The following is a 14,957-nucleotide window of genomic DNA, read 5'->3' as shown; positions in this document are numbered from 1 at the left end:
GCGTCAACACCAGTGGCGCGGCCGTCTTTTTGCCACTGTAGCGAATTTTTCTTACTTCCCGTATTGCTGCAGGAACATCGCCTCGGCGATGGCCACATGTTCGATCTCGGTCGGGTCGACGGACTCGTCAACACCGTGAATGCCACACAGCGGCTCCTCCACGCCGTACAGTGCGATCTCCGCGTTGGGGAACTGCTCCTGCAGGGTGATGGTCAGTGGGATCGAGCCGCCGGTGCCTACGACAGCCAGCTCGTCTGCGCCGTATGCGTCCTTCAGGCACTGCCCAAGCTTTGCGACGGCCTCCGCTTCCACATCCGTAGAAAACGGCTGATTCACGCCACTGACCTGTACGTCCACCTTGGCTCCCCACGGGGTGTGCGCCTTGATGTGCTCTACCATCTTCTCCGCCACCTCGGCGGAGTCCTGGCCAGCCGGAACACGCAGGTTGAACTGTGCTTCCGCGCGCGGGTTCACCGCGTTCATCGCTTCTGCAACCGGGGTGGAGGTAAAGCCGATCATGGTCACTGCCGGACGTGCCCACACCAGGTCAGCCGGGTTGTCGTCTGCGGTGCCCAGCAGTTCCACGCCGTCCAGGACGGTCGCATCGCCGCGGAACGTCTCGGGATCGTACGGGTCGCCGTCCCACTTCGCGGTGGTGTCCACGCCGTCGATGGTGGTGCGGCCGTGCTCGTCGAAAAGCGATGTTGCAATGACCATCAGCGCGTGCGCCGCATCCGGAGCTGCGCCGCCGAAACCGCCGGAGTGGATCGCGCCCTTGAGCGTTTCCACCGTCACGTTGATCTGGGCGCCGCCGCGCAGGGAGGTGGTCAGCGTCGGCACACCGACGGCCACGTTGCCGGAGTCCGCGATCAGGATCGCGTCCGCCTCAAACACCTCAGGCTTGTCGACGATCAACTTGCCCAGACCGTCATCCCCACCGAGCTCCTCGGAGCCTTCGACGACAACCTTCAGCCCCAGGTCCGTGCCGCCGTTTTCCTCAACGAGGCGCAGCGCCTCCAGGTGCATGGCCAGGTTGCCCTTGCAGTCCGCGGCGCCGCGCCCGTACCAGCGGCCGTCACGCTCGGTCAGCTCGAACGGGTCGTTCGTCCACGCCTCCGGGTCGTTCGCCGGGACGACGTCGTAGTGCGAGTACAGCAGCACCGTCGGCATGCCGTTCTTCGCCGGCTTCGTAGCGACGATGGTGTCCGCGTCGTCCACCGTCGGGTAGCGGGTGACCTCGAAGCCGAGGTCCTTGAGCGCCTCGACCGTCCACACACACGCTGCCTCGTGCTCGTCCTTCAGGGCCGGGGTGGAGTGCGGGGAGTTAAAGGACACCAACTTGGACAGATCCGCGAAGATCCGGTCGCGCTGTGGTGCGTAGGTTGCTGTGCTGTTGCTTGTGCTGTTCTGTGCGTCAGTCATGGCACTACGCTAGCAGCAACCGAGCCAGCCCCTGCGTCTCTTGCACTCAACCCCCGAGAGTGCTAAAAATGTGGCTGGCACTCATCTCAACCGAGTGCCAAATAAACGAAGAAGAGCGGGTGAGGCTGAGACCACTCGTCAGCCGTGCCGTCGCGGGCGCCTGCTTGCACCGACGAACTGAGTGATCGTCCACGTACGCCTATATATAAGGAGTGACACACTCACATGGCAAAGATGATTGCATTTGATGAGGAAGCACGTCGCGGCCTCGAGACCGGCCTGAACACCCTGGCTGACGCTGTAAAGGTCACGTTGGGCCCGAAGGGCCGCAACGTGGTGTTGGAGAAGTCTTGGGGCGCTCCGATGATTACCAACGACGGCGTGAGCATCGCTCGCGAGATTGACCTCGAGGATCCGTACGAGAAGATCGGTGCGGAACTGGTCAAGGAAGTCGCCAAGAAGACCGACGACGTCGCCGGTGACGGCACCACCACCGCTACCGTTCTCGCCCAGGCGCTCGTGCGCGAGGGCCTGCGCAACGTTGCGGCTGGTTCCAACCCGATGGGCATCAAGCGTGGCATCCAGGCTGCCACCGACAAGGTATCCAAGTACCTGCTGGATCAGGCAAAGGAAGTTGAGACCCAGGAGGAGATCGCTTCCACCGCTGGTATCTCCGCTTCTGACCCGGAGATCGGCAAGAAGATCGCCGAGGCAATGTACGCCGTTGGCAACGGTGCGGTGAACAAGGAGTCCGTGATCACGGTCGAGGAGTCCAACACGTTTGGTGTGGACCTCGAGGTCACGGAGGGGATGCGCTTTGACAAGGGCTTCATCTCCGCTTACTTCGCTACCGACATGGAGCGCGGCGAGGCCGTGCTCGAGGACCCGTACATCCTGCTGGTGTCCGGCAAGATCTCCAACGTCAAGGAGCTTGTGCCGGTGCTGGAGCAGGTTATGCAGTCCGGCAAGCCGCTGCTGATTATCGCCGAGGACGTTGAGGGCGAGGCCCTGTCCACACTGGTTGTGAACAAGATCCGCGGCACCTTCAAGTCTGTGGCTGTGAAGGCTCCGGGCTTCGGTGATCGTCGCAAGGCAATGCTGCAGGATCTGGCGATCCTGACCGGCGGCCAGGTCATCTCCGAAGAGGTCGGCCTGTCCCTGGAGACCGCTGGCGTTGAGCTGCTGGGTCAGGCTCGCAAGGTTGTGGTGACCAAGGATGAGACCACGATCGTGCAGGGCGCTGGTCAGCAGGAGCAGATCGACGGCCGTGTGAAGCAGATCCGCGCTGAGATCGAGAACTCTGACTCCGATTACGACCGCGAGAAGCTGCAGGAGCGCCTGGCCAAGCTGGCTGGTGGCGTTGCGGTGATCAAGGTTGGCGCTGCTACTGAGGTGGAGCTCAAGGAGCAGAAGCTGCGCATTGAGGATGCTGTGCGTAACGCCAAGGCTGCTGTGGAGGAGGGCATCGTCGCTGGTGGCGGTGTGGCTCTGCTGCAGGCTGCCAACGAGCTCGAGGGCGACCTCGGCCTTGAGGGCGACGAGGCTACGGGCGTGAAGATCGTCCGCGAGGCCCTGTCCGCTCCGCTGAAGCAGATCGCGCTGAACGCTGGCCTGGAGCCGGGCGTGGTGGCTGACAAGGTTGCCAACCTCCCGGATGGCGAGGGTCTGAACGCTGCGACCGGCGAGTACGTCGACATGCTGGCTAACGGCATTGCGGATCCGGCGAAGGTGACCCGTTCTGCGCTGCAGAACGCTGCGTCCATCGCTGCGCTGTTCTTGACCACTGAGGCGGTTGTGGCTGATAAGCCGGAGCCGGCTGGTGCGAACCCGGGCATGGACCCGGAGGCTATGGGCATGATGTAACGCCCGCTTGTTGAGAGACGCGTCCTTCGGGGCGCGTTTTTCTTTTGCGCAATTGCTTGTCGACGACCCCCTGAATAGGTGTAGTTCCCCACATCCACTTCCGGTTTGTGGCGTTTCCGTCGCGATTTTCGGTGCTGAATGGTCTATACAGTCGTCATCGAATTCATATGACGTTTACTTCTTCTATTGAATTTGGGCAGGTAGGAGATAGAGCTGAAATATGGTTACGTTTTGGTAAACGTGAGGTGTTGAAAAATATCTGTCAGCATTGAAAACAATTCTGCAGTTTCCCTTGACGTAATCGTTACCTATGGCAAAATAACTCCCTGACGCCCGATGGGTGTCAGTACCTGTCAGTAAAGCCAGACACAGACTGGCACCTAACTTTTAGGAGCATGTAATGCCTGTAGATCTCAAGGTCATCCAGAAGGCGCTCAAGGACTTCAAGACGTTCGCAACCGCGATCGAGAAGATCTTCACCAAGACCCCGGAGTCTCTGCTGACGTTCGCTGAGAAGGCGACCGGCAAGAAGGTCACCCCGAAGCCGGCTGCAGAAGCTAAGTAAGCACACCTCTTAACTAGGAGAAAAACATCATGGAAGCACTGTACAACTGGGTTGCACTTTCCTCCGGCACCGGTCTCGGCGTTGAGAACGGCACCGCTACTGAGGTTACCCGTATCCCGGGCGCTCTCGTTGAGCTGCTTGGCAACTTCGGCGTCCTCGCAGGCGCTCTCGCCGACCTCGTTGGTCTGGTTGCATAAGACCGACTTCTGAGGTGCCTCGTCGCTACGTGCGACGGGGCATTTTTTGTTATTCGGGGGCTTTCCCAGCGCAGCGGGGCAAAGCGGAATAGAATGAGTGGTATGGCTGACCACAAGGATGACGAACTGCCGATGATCGACCTCGCCCAGACCGAAGGCTGGGTTGTGGACGACACCGATGAAGACGATCCGGTGCTGCTGATGCCGGACGGCACTGCGATTCAGACGTGGCGCGAGAATTACCCGTACGATGAGCGCCTCTCCCGCGATGAGTATGAGCATGAGAAGCGCGCGCTCCAGATTGAGCTGCTGAAATGGCAGAACTGGACGAAGGATACTGGTCAGCGCCACATCATTATTTTCGAGGGCCGCGACGCCGCCGGTAAGGGTGGCACCATCAAGCGCTTTAACGAGCACCTCAACCCCCGTGGTGCTCGTACCGTTGCGTTGGAGAAGCCTTCGCCACGTGAGAGCACGTCGTGGTACTTCCAGCGCTACATTGAGCACTTCCCGGCTGCGGGCGAGATCGTGTTCTTCGACCGTTCCTGGTACAACCGTTCCGGTGTTGAGCGTGTGATGGGTTTCTGCACCGAGTCGCAGCACGCCGAGTTCCTGCGTGAGGTGCCGATGCTGGAGAACATGATCCTCGGCTCCGGCATTTCGCTGACCAAGTTCTGGTTCTCGGTGACCCAGAAGGAGCAGCGCACCCGCTTTGCTATCCGCCAGGTGGACCCGGTGCGTCAGTGGAAGCTGTCGCCGATGGACTTGGCGTCGCTGGATAAGTGGGAGGACTACACCCGCGCGAAGGAGGAGCAGTTCCGCTACACGGATACTGACGAGTCCCCCTGGATCACCATCAAGTCCAACGACAAGAAGCGCGCTCGCCTGAATGCGATGCGCTACATCCTGTCCAAGTTTGAGTACACGAACAAGGACCACGACGTGGTTGGCGAGCCCGACCCGTTGATCGTTAAGCGCGGCCGTGACCAGATCGGCGACTAGAGTCCCTGCTTAGCGACGACCCTCTGCCCCGGGATTCCGGCGCAGAGGGTCTTTTTCATGTGTTTGCATAGCGGGGTAAACGTGCTGGTGGGGAGTGTTTGACGCGGTTAGCGCGGTTGCTAAGAAATCCCTTGAAAAACTCACGCAAAAAGTGTGTCGAACATCTCCCCCCCCCCCTATATGTGATGTCGAACACCCGTTTTTCGGTGTCATTTGCCTGTAAGGCCAGCTCGCTTTTCGCAGCTAACGCAAAGGTTTGGAAACTTGCCTGAAACCATCCTTAGCGAGGGGAAACGGCCCATATTTGCGCTTTACTTAAGTTGTGCAACCAAATAAACTTTACGATGGCGCCCAGGCTGGGCCCAGAAGAATCGCACGAAGGACACGTCGTGCGAACAGACTTCTCTCGCTGACCGATAGGGCCCAGCGACAATTACTTCTCCGAAAGGACCACCACTATGGCAATTGCCATGAAGAAGACCGCCGCGATCGCAATCGCCGCCGGCCTCACCTTCGCCGGTTCCGCCGGCATCGCCGCGCAGGACGCGCTGGCGCAGACGACCAACGCGACTGCTCCGACGGCGCGTGCGACCGAACAGCTTGCTGAGTCCTCGACGATTCCGGAGGGTGACAACTTTTCCCTTACGGTGAACAAGCGCTACAACCCGACTGAGCTGCGCATCGGAACCGGCCAGGAAGATGAGCAAATTTCCGGTGGCGCGTTGAACGGTGTCACGTTTGAGATCAAGAAGCTCAAGGGTGACATTCGGGATCAGAAGGAGTTCAACCGACTGGCGAAACTCACCCAGGATTACAACAAGGCTGGCGCCGATAAGTCCGGGTTTGAGCTTGACTTCGATAACGCGGTACCGCCTCAGGATAAAGCAACCGCAGGTCAGGGGCAGGCAAAATTTGAGAACCTCCCCGCTGGCGCCTACTTGGTTACGGAGACCAAGCATGATGGCGGGCTGCCTGCCGATGAAGGCTTCGAGAAGAACGGAACCGAGACCCTCGTACCGGCTGACCCATTCATTGTGTTCCTGCCGATGACCGATCCAACTGGCAAGGAATGGATCTCCAACGTCAACGTGTACCCGAAGAACTCCTTCGCACGCGCGGAGAAGGCTGTCGTCGATAAAGACAAGCACGCCTTGAATCAGGAGAACATTACCTACACGCTCACCGGCGTAGTTCCTTCGGCGAAGGAAGGCGAGAAGCTTGATTGGTTCGGCCTTCGCGATGCATATAACAACACTGAGATCACGCCGAATCTGGATAGCATCACGGTCAAGATCGTGAACGCCGACGGCGAAACCAAGGTTGAGAAGCCAAACTTTGCTGTCGCTCAGGATAAGGGCTTTGGCTCCAAGAAAGATGGAGATTTCGCCTCGGATGCAAACGACGGATTCTTCATTGGCGTTAATTCTTCTCTTCTGAAGCCGGGCGACAAGGTTGTTGCAACCGTGGAAGCTAAACTTCTCGAGGGTTCGAAGAAGAATCAGGAAGTTGAGAACTCTGTCCGTGAGTACTTCCGTACTTCGAAGGACGAAGCGGGGTTCAAGCCGGTACCGCCGGAGACCCCGCCGAACGATCCGCCGGGGGACACCCCGCCGAACGAGACCCCGAACGACAAGGTTGTTTCCTACTTCGGCAACATCCAGGTGTTCAAGACCGGTGAGGAAAACGGCAAGCGTACCGCGCTTAAGGGCGCGAAGTTCGAGGTCGGCAAGTGCAACTCCGAGGGCACTGCTTTCGACGGCAAGGCACTTGCCGAGGGCGTAACCGGCGATGATGGCACCTTCACATTTGAGGGTCTGCACGTCACCGACTACGCAGATGATGAAGAGATCGTCGATCCGGGTAAGTACTGCTTGCGTGAGACCGACGCTCCGGCTGGCTACACCTTTGACAAGAACAAGGTTTACCCGCTCGACCTGAAGCGCGAGACCAAGAAGGGTGCCCAGCCTGCGGACTTCACCACCAAGACCGATCTGCAGCACGGTGACTACACCGATGACGGCACGGTCATCATGAACGGTGTGGCGATCAACAACCTCAAGCGCAACGTTCCGTTCCTGCCGAACACCGGTGGTATGGGTGTGCTGATCATGGCACTTGCAGGCTTGACCATCATTGGCGGCGGTGTTTACGCGGCACGTCGCAACTCCCAGTCCGCATAAGCAAGAACGCATAAGCGCAAACGCATAAGCGGACTCCAGGGCTAGAGCTCACCAAAGAGGGCTAGCCCGGAAGGCGCCCCGGAACCGGACCTAAACAGAAACACAGACCCAAACCGGGGCGCACGCCCGCCAGCAGGAGGGCGTTAAATTCCTGCTCCAGTTTTGAAGGAAAGGGTTGTCGTCGATAAGCGATGGCCCCAGAGAGGACAGCAACGTGAGCACAGCAGTGAAGGCGAGGCACCGGAAGCAGCCGGCGCAGAAGTCGTTCTTCCAGCGTGTGGCGCTGCCTGTCCTCATCATCCTCGTTGGCCTGACGGTGCTGATGTACCCGGTGATCTCCACCCAGTGGAACAACCGTGTGCAGGAGCAGGTGGCGAAGATGTACGAAGACCAGCTCGAGGCGGCACCGCCGGAGCAGGTCAACCGTGCGTACGAGGCTGCGATCGCGTACAACCGCGCGCATACCGACGGCCCGATTCTGGACCCGTGGCTTGCGCGCATCAGTGAAGACAACGCTGAGTACAAGGCGTATGAGGCGCAGTTGGCGGGGGTGTCGGCGATGTCGCAAATTGCGATCCCGTCTATCGACGTCCGCCTGCCCGTCTTCCACGGCACCAGCGAAAACACCCTGCAAAAGGGCCTCGGCCACCTGTACGGCTCCGCGCTGCCGACCGGCGGCAAAGGCTTCCACTCCGTGATCACCGGTCACACGGGCCTTACGACTGCAACGCTTTTCGACGACCTCGTGGACGTCGAAATCGGCGACGCCATCTACGTCTCCACATTCGGTGAGCGCATGAAGTACAAGGTGTACGACATCGAGGTTGTGCTCCCGGACGAGACCGACAGCCTGCGCGCCGAAGCCAACCGTGACCTGCTCACCTTGGTCACCTGCACCCCGTACGGCATCAATACGCACCGTCTGCTGGTCCACGCCGAGCGTGTGCCGATGGACCCGGACGAGGCGCAGATTCTCGACGAATCCACGTCCACCGTCCAGTGGTGGATGTGGGCCCTTGGCGCCGTCTCCCTGCTGGTGCTGCTGGCCCTGATCTGGTGGATCATCCGCGAAAAGAAGAAGAGCGACCGCAAGGACGCTATGAACAAGGAGGTTCAGTCCTAATGCGAGCTTCGAAGATTGTCGCGACTCTTGGCGCGGCATCCATCCTGGCCACCGGCGCATTCATGCCGGCTGCCGACGCCCGCGTGGTCTCCGGCAACGACAAAAACATCGCCGCCGACAGCGTGGACACCAACCGCGCCATCTCCCTGCTGGTGAAGAAGACGGCCACCAACCCTTACGACGACGTCCCCGCCGGCGCGAAACCACCAGCCATCGAAGGCGCCACGTTCGTGCTCTCCCGCGTAAACGACATCGACGTGACCACCGAGGAAGGCCGCGAAGGCGCCAAGAACCTCACGATGGAAAAGGCGCGTGAGAGGGGGCTTGGTGTCGTCGATAAGAAAACGACCGATGCCAGCGGCGCGGTACAGTTCACCGGCCTCCGCGCCGGCCTGTACCTGTTGGAGGAGCAGGCGCCTGACGACGACCGCGAGTACCACGTCTCCAGCCCCCAACTGATCATTCTGCCGCTGGGCGATGTGAAGGGCGAGCGGTTCACCTACGAAAACGTCGTAGTGACCAAGTGGGACGACGACGGCGGCCTGACCCCAACCACACCCCCGACGCCAACGCCGGGGACCTCGACCCCGGCAACAACCGAGCCGACGACGAAAACCACGCCGACCACCCGGAAAACGACTCCTCCGGGTAGCACCGTGACCACGGTGACCACCCCGGTCAAGACCACGTTGACCACCACCAGGCCCGACGGCTCCACCACCGTGGTGACCACGCGAACCAGCTCCGTGACCACAGTGACCAAACCAGCAGATAACACCCGGGGCGGCGACCTCGCCTCCACTGGCGCGAACGTGCTGTGGGCGGCGGGACTCGGCGGACTGCTGATCTTGATCGGGTTCGTGCTGGCCCGGCGAAGCAAAAACGAATCGTAAACACGGTAGATAAGCGGATTTAGGAACAAGGATTATGCGAAACATTATGAAGCCTGCAGCCACTGCGAGCTCGCGCACCCGTCGCTCCGTTCGTGGAGTCGCTGCTGTGGTCGCCTCGTTGGCGCTCGCCGCCGGCCTGGGCTCCTACCCGGTCGACGCGCAGGAGACGAGCGTTACTGCGACTACGGCTGAGAGTGCTGTGGCCTCGGAGAACGTGGAGGCGTCGGAGATTGCTTCTGCAGAAACTGCCGTGTCCGAAACTGATGTTGCGGAAACAGTGGCTCCGGCGGCACAGACCACCGGACCGGTGAGCGCGACGCAGCCTTCCGTAGCAGAGAAAGCTCCCGTACAAACCACCCGCTTCGGTGCGGTTGACACAATCACTATCGACGACCCCACAGGCGAAGCATGGCAGTTCGGCGGCAAAGCTTCGCCGGAAGACATCTTCGGAATCAAGCGAATCGGCGATGGCGAAATTGAAGAGATCCTGACGCTTACTGCCGACGGCAAAAATCTCGATCCGGAGAGCTATGGCTTCACCAACAACGCCGAGGGCGGCTACATCGCCTTCGACATGAACGCGTTGGACGTGGTACCGCCGAAGCACATCGAGGTAAAGGTCCGCGCGACCGACGATGCGACCTACACCATTGCAGAGAGCGACGAAGTCCCGACTGCGCGCGCTTTGGCAGCAACCGGTTATGGCCAGAATCCACAGGCTGCTCGCGCTGCCACCCTGGCCAACGACGGCCAGGCACGTGCAGCGAATGACACCAAATGGTCCGAGGAAGTTCGGCTCAACTCTGAGATCGTCGGTACCGGCCGACAGAAGTTTGAGAATATTGGTACGGAGCCGTACCTCGAAGTTCGACCAACCGGCGAGCACCCTGACCAGGTAGGACGAGACATCAGGATCACGCGTGTTGTCGTCCGCAATATTGAGGACAACACCCGCAAACCGAACAACAGGGCGATGATCGTCAAGAACGACGCAGCTGATGAGCAGTTCTATTTCAAAGATGCTACGGAACTTAAGAACGAGAAGAATCGCATAAAGGGTTTCGAGGCAGCCTTTTTCAACCCAGAAACTGGTGAATCGCCAGTGGCTCAGCAGCTCATCATCTATTCGGGACAGGACTCCATAAAGGTTGGTATCGATGGTGTCCCTGCCTGGGTCGACAACCTGGATACCCTCCGCCAGCGTTACGCAGTGGAGGTCTACGGCTCCTTCAGGATTCCTACGGAACCCACACCGCCGGAGACCTCTCCGACGGAGGAACCTGAGCCGGAACCGGAGTCAGTTGTTCAAGGTGAGACGACCATTGGTAATGCGACTTTCCGTGTCGTCTCAGAGACTGATCCCAAGAATCCGATGACGCTCAGCGAAGTCAACACCACGGGAGCAAATCCTTACCAGACGACTGCCAAGTTCGATCAGCGATCCAATTTTTCTGGAGCGGTGGTTGAGGTAAAGGCGCCAAATAGCGTTTTGGCGGTCGAGCAGTACGGGTTTCACATCGACATGCTCGAGAGCGGGGTCGATCTCGACCGTCGAGTGATTTCTGCAACGAAAGATTCGGTAGTTTTCGAGGTGTTCCCGGTCAAGGACGGTAAGCGAATCGATAGTGCGCTTGTTGAGAAAGGCGCGACTCTCGCAGCAACTACGCGGTTCACCGACCAGCCGAACAACATTGACGCGACTATCACGGTGAAGGGGACTCAGGTCCCGCGTAAGGTGACGGAACCGACTCCGCTTCCGCGACCGACCGATGAAAATTGGCTTGTGAAGCGTCTTCCCAACCCGGAGCTCGCGAAAAAGTGTGGATTGAAGGTTGCGATTGTCGCGGACCTTTCGACTTCTTTGAAGTACGCAGACACAAATGGCTTTCAAGCTAGCAGAACAGCTGCATCCGCGATGGTAGACGCGTTAGCAGGAACGCCTACTGAGGTGGGTATTTACCACTTCTCCCGAACAGCCGGTACCGACACTGAGGCGGTCTCAGTCCAGGATCCGCAAGGTGTCCAGACAGTAAAGAACGCAATCGCGAAGTGGAGAGACCCCACCGAAAAAGACAAAAGTGAAGGCGCCACAAACTGGGAGGCCGGGCTGAAAGCAGTCCAGAATCAGAACTACGACGTGGTGTATTTCATTACCGATGGCATGCCAACCTGGGACGACACCGGCTGGCAAAAGGCAGGCGAGGATGGCACTGGTGCTTATGTCCAGGAGAAGTCGCTTAACCAAGCCATTATCGCGGCAAATGCGCTCAAATCTGATGGAACACGAATCGTCCCGCTAATGGTCGATTTGACCTTGAAGGCTGGAAACACCGTTACCAGGGACTACGTTTTGAGAAACGCGCTTCCGAATGGTGCTACAGGATCCCTTGATCCAGGGCGGGTTCGTTTTCAACGAATTGGGGCAAGGAACCCCGGTGACTATCCGCGGGCTACATATAAATACCCCGGTAACGAGATCATCGTCAACATTGAAGAGGCACAGAAAAAAGAGGCGAAGAGAGAGGGCTATTGGCACTTTTTCAAAGGCGAAGATATCACCAAGGATCCGAATGCGTGGTCCCATGGACTCAGGGAAGTCAAGCAAATGGGTGAGGACATCTCTGGCGATGGTGACACCATCCGAGTGGAGGGTTACTCAAAACTCACGGAGCAGTTGAAATCCCTGGCCACTGGCCTCAAGAACGATTGTGAAGGCACGTTCACTGTCCAAAAGCGCATCGTCAACGCCGATGGTTCGGTTGAAAACGCACAAGCTAAGGACTGGTCATTCACAGTCAACGCTGGAAACGAAAACGTCCTTGATACGGGTGACGGTACGTTGAAGTCTAACTCGGTTGGGATCACTGGCGACGACGGCAAGGTTCGTTGGCGGACAGTGAACGAAGACCACGCGACCTTCTCGGTCGTTGAGACTCAGAAAGATCCGTATCGCATTTTCCAGCGCGACGGTGCAAACGCTGTGTGCTCCATCCGGGAGACGGAAGACAGCAAAACGAGTTTTAACTTGCCGATCTCCAGTAATAAAGAGAATGGGATCAATGTCGATATCCCGGGCTACTCCCACGTGACGTGTGTGTTCGACAATTACGAGCCGAAAGACGAGTTTGTGAAGCTCGAGCTCGAAAAGCTTGACGCTACCGACAAGTCCGTGCTTTCTAACGCGAAGTTTGAGGTGCGCTCCGACCGTGAAGGCGATGGTCCGTTCGCAGTGGCTTGGGACGAGGCATCTCAAACGTACAAGACTGAGGCGAAGCTCGCAGTGTCGAAGCCGTATTACCTCGTCGAAACGCAGGCACCGACCAAGAACAGCCAAAGCTACTCACTCCTGGTCGCGCCGGTTGAGTTCCAGATCGTTGCTGGCGAAGACGGCTCTGTAGTTCAGATCCGTGACGGTGAGAACTGGACTAGCGAGGTTGTGGGCGCTGGACTATGGACCGAGCGCCCGGACAAGTTCGACGCAGCAACCGGATACCTCCAAGTCGCCAACGTCCGCCAGGGCGACCTGCCTAAGACTGGTGGTGTGGGCCTGCAGTTGCCGATCCTGTTCGGCGGTGCGCTCATCGCTGCTGGTGTGTTGGTGGGACGTCGCAAAGTAGCGGTCTAACCGCGTAGCGGGGACACAACCAAAGCGCTGGGCGTAACCACAACGCCCTGCGCTTTTTCTGCCCTTCAGAATACTAATTTGTCGAGGTGTGCGCGCTGCGACTTCGGGGGTAAAGCCCTCAGTAGGCGCAATATCTATGACGCGACCTGCAGCAACGCGAGCGAATGCCATCCCGTGAGTAACCACAACCATGGTCATGCCGTCCCGGGCGAGGCCGACGACCACGTCGAGAACCTCGCGGACGATTTCGGGGTCGAGGGAAGCGGTGATTTCATTGAGCATCGGCGGAGCCTTGAGGAACCGCTGCTAGTGCATGCCTTAGATGCCGAGAACAACGAGACGGGTCTACACCGAGCCCGATTGACAGTGATCCTCGAGAAATTCGTAGAACGGGGACTAGAAAGGTGCAGATCGAACCACTAGGCTCAGGCAAAAGCCCTGAGAAGTGGTTCGTCCCCTATGTCCGTAAGTGAGGAGGTGCGAGGTGAGGGTTACGTTGGAGCAAGCTGCCGAAAACTTCCACGCAGATTTAGAAGACATGAGGCGTGTGGTCAAGAGCGGACGCGCAGTGTTGGATGAGCACGGAACCATTAACCTCATGCTCGCGCAAGCGCTGTCTCGATTCGTCTCCGAGGAGTTCACTAGGCTTTTCGGCGCTGAGCAATCGTTTGTTGCCTGGGATCTCGTTTATGTCGAACCGACCTATTTCAACCTCGTGGATCAATTCCGGCCGGCTGAGGCAGGACTACTGGACACCCGGAAAATGGGGCTTGCGCCAGGGGGACGCCGGTATGTGCAAGCATCTTCGCGAGACGAGCTGATCGATGCGGGGATCTATGGGCTGTGTAATCAAACATCCCGTGTAGGTGTCCTCATCAGGGAAACAGATTGCACTGAGCAACAAGCTCTCGCTGATGCTTACATGCTTGGGGATGCTCGGCTGCAACAGGCGGTCCGAGCATATGTGGTAGAGCACTCGACACTTGTAGCGTAGCCACTATGGACCACGTTCGTCTGTTGCTCCTCAAGGTTGCGTCTGCGCTTGATGGGGAAGACTGGTTGCTCGTTGGCGGGGCGATGACCCACCTGCACTGCGCGTTGAATGAGGTTGGCTACGCCAGGCCAACAGAAGATGTCGACATAGTCGTGGATCCGGTCAACCATTCGACTCTGGGCAGTGTGGCACAAAAATTGGAGGAAAGCGGATACGAGCCAGTCTTGCCACTAACTAGAGAAGGGTTCCTTCACCAGTTTCTCAGTGGCCAGGGATTTCGTGTTGATGTGATGGGGAAAGACAGTGAAAATACGCCCAACCGATGGCGCGGGTACAACATCGTAAAGTGCCCCGGGTCCAAATCAGCACTCGGCATCCTTTCGGATGGGACGCTCAAGGATGTTCTGGAGGTACCGGTTAGTGACGAGCGGGCGGTCCGCCTGCCAAACGTTTGGTCTGCCATCTCAATAAAGGGCCACGCCCTCCGGCTCGCCGATGGAAACCGTGAACGTCACGTTCAAGATGCGCTCGCACTACTGGCGTGCGCTAATAGGACGGAAGTAAAACGAGAGCTGACAAAATCTGAGCGAGTTGCGGTAAACAACATTCTCTCGAGTTCCTACATGTCCGACATTGAAAATTGGCTGCCCTTGGACCAGGAACATTGGAGCGAGGCTCTTCAAGAGATCAGACGGTTGCGTCCCCGGGGGCCTATATCAGTACCTGAGCTGATTCAGCCGCGTTTGCCTCCCGAGAAGCGATGAGTCGGGATCGGACCCCGACTTCCGCGAAAGGGGCGAAGCTCACCCCTACCGAGGCTCGACGGGGTTGCCTTGCCAGACGGTGTTGGCGGGGACGGAGTCGCCACGCATGACCAGCGAGCCGGGCCCGACTGTCGCGCCGGCGCCGATGACGGAGCCCGGCAGGGAGACGGAGTGGGCGCCGAGGGTGGCCGACGCCTCGATGGTGACGGTGTCCAGCGACATCACGCGGTCCTGGAACAGGTGCGTTTGCACGACGGTGCCGGGGCCGACGATGGCGCCGGCGCCGACGGAGCAGAGGTCGGTTTCGGGGAACCAGTAGGACTCCACCC

General features: G+C 58.8%; 12 protein-coding genes. 10 read left to right on the top strand and 2 right to left on the bottom strand.

The features are described 5' to 3' along the window. Positions 1-51: 51 nt before the first annotated feature. Positions 52-1,422, bottom strand: a complete 1,371-nt coding sequence (locus tag HMPREF2736_RS11460; protein ID WP_070829898.1) for a dipeptidase — start codon at positions 1,420-1,422, stop codon at positions 52-54. Positions 1,423-1,647: 225 nt separating this feature from the next. On the opposite strand from HMPREF2736_RS11460, the gene groL reads away from it, so the two are divergent. The 10 genes from groL (at position 1,648) to HMPREF2736_RS11415 (ending at position 14,628) form a co-directional block, all read left to right on the top strand. Then, complete coding sequence (gene groL, locus HMPREF2736_RS11455) at positions 1,648-3,285, top strand: chaperonin GroEL (RefSeq protein WP_070422454.1); 1,638 nt, start codon at positions 1,648-1,650, stop codon at positions 3,283-3,285. 400 nt (positions 3,286-3,685) lie between these two features. Continuing rightward, positions 3,686-3,850: a hypothetical protein gene (locus HMPREF2736_RS12475; protein WP_167617019.1), complete on the top strand. Its 165-nt coding sequence runs from the start codon at positions 3,686-3,688 to the stop codon at positions 3,848-3,850. A 29-nt stretch (positions 3,851-3,879) separates the two neighbouring features. Continuing rightward, positions 3,880-4,047 carry a hypothetical protein gene (locus HMPREF2736_RS12470; RefSeq protein ID WP_167594467.1) on the top strand — a complete coding sequence of 56 codons (168 nt, stop codon included), beginning with the start codon at positions 3,880-3,882 and terminating at the stop codon, positions 4,045-4,047. A gap of 102 nt (positions 4,048-4,149) precedes the next feature. Then, positions 4,150-5,049 carry a polyphosphate kinase 2 gene (ppk2, locus tag HMPREF2736_RS11450; RefSeq protein ID WP_070422455.1) on the top strand — a complete coding sequence of 300 codons (900 nt, stop codon included), beginning with the start codon at positions 4,150-4,152 and terminating at the stop codon, positions 5,047-5,049. 458 nt (positions 5,050-5,507) lie between these two features. After that, positions 5,508-7,229 (top strand): SpaH/EbpB family LPXTG-anchored major pilin, encoded by a 1,722-nt coding sequence (locus HMPREF2736_RS11445; protein ID WP_070829896.1) that lies wholly within the window; start codon positions 5,508-5,510, stop codon positions 7,227-7,229. A 214-nt stretch (positions 7,230-7,443) separates the two neighbouring features. Next, the gene (locus HMPREF2736_RS11440; RefSeq protein WP_070829895.1) at positions 7,444-8,352 is read left to right on the top strand and encodes a class C sortase; all 909 of its coding nucleotides are present in this window, start codon (positions 7,444-7,446) and stop codon (positions 8,350-8,352) included. Then, entirely contained in the window at positions 8,352-9,245 is an 894-nt protein-coding gene (locus tag HMPREF2736_RS11435) for an LPXTG cell wall anchor domain-containing protein (RefSeq protein WP_070829893.1), read from the top strand. Before HMPREF2736_RS11440 ends, HMPREF2736_RS11435 begins: the two co-directional genes overlap by 1 nt. Before the next feature lie 34 nt (positions 9,246-9,279). Beyond that, positions 9,280-12,870, top strand: coding sequence for an LPXTG cell wall anchor domain-containing protein (locus HMPREF2736_RS11430; protein WP_141761653.1), 3,591 nt, complete (start codon positions 9,280-9,282; stop codon positions 12,868-12,870). Positions 12,871-13,354: 484 nt separating this feature from the next. Then, on the top strand, positions 13,355-13,864 hold the full coding sequence (locus tag HMPREF2736_RS11420) for a hypothetical protein (protein ID WP_070829887.1): 510 nt from the start codon (positions 13,355-13,357) through the stop codon (positions 13,862-13,864). Between the two features lie 5 nt (positions 13,865-13,869). Then, a complete protein-coding gene (locus tag HMPREF2736_RS11415; protein ID WP_070829885.1) occupies positions 13,870-14,628 on the top strand; it encodes a hypothetical protein in 759 nt (252 codons plus the stop codon). Between the two features lie 45 nt (positions 14,629-14,673). Here the strand turns inward: HMPREF2736_RS11415 and HMPREF2736_RS11410 are convergent. Further along, positions 14,674-14,957: hypothetical protein (locus HMPREF2736_RS11410; protein WP_141761652.1), on the bottom strand; the 284-nt coding region annotated here is incomplete at its 5' end.

The sequence above is a fragment of the Corynebacterium sp. HMSC036E10 genome, assembly GCF_001836265.1.
Lineage (GTDB): Bacteria > Actinomycetota > Actinomycetes > Mycobacteriales > Mycobacteriaceae > Corynebacterium > Corynebacterium coyleae.
This window is presented reverse-complemented; position numbering and strand designations above follow the sequence as displayed.

Excerpts from the sequence above, each read along its gene's own strand:
- HMPREF2736_RS11460 (WP_070829898.1), bottom strand. The coding sequence starts at position 1,422 with ATGACTGACGCACAGAACAGCACAAGCAACAGCACAGCAACCTACGCA.
- groL (WP_070422454.1), top strand. The coding sequence starts at position 1,648 with ATGGCAAAGATGATTGCATTTGATGAGGAAGCACGTCGCGGCCTCGAG.
- HMPREF2736_RS12475 (WP_167617019.1), top strand. The coding sequence starts at position 3,686 with ATGCCTGTAGATCTCAAGGTCATCCAGAAGGCGCTCAAGGACTTCAAG.
- HMPREF2736_RS12470 (WP_167594467.1), top strand. The coding sequence starts at position 3,880 with ATGGAAGCACTGTACAACTGGGTTGCACTTTCCTCCGGCACCGGTCTC.
- ppk2 (WP_070422455.1), top strand. The coding sequence starts at position 4,150 with ATGGCTGACCACAAGGATGACGAACTGCCGATGATCGACCTCGCCCAG.
- HMPREF2736_RS11445 (WP_070829896.1), top strand. The coding sequence starts at position 5,508 with ATGGCAATTGCCATGAAGAAGACCGCCGCGATCGCAATCGCCGCCGGC.
- HMPREF2736_RS11435 (WP_070829893.1), top strand. The coding sequence starts at position 8,352 with ATGCGAGCTTCGAAGATTGTCGCGACTCTTGGCGCGGCATCCATCCTG.
- HMPREF2736_RS11430 (WP_141761653.1), top strand. The coding sequence starts at position 9,280 with ATGCGAAACATTATGAAGCCTGCAGCCACTGCGAGCTCGCGCACCCGT.
- HMPREF2736_RS11415 (WP_070829885.1), top strand. The coding sequence starts at position 13,870 with ATGGACCACGTTCGTCTGTTGCTCCTCAAGGTTGCGTCTGCGCTTGAT.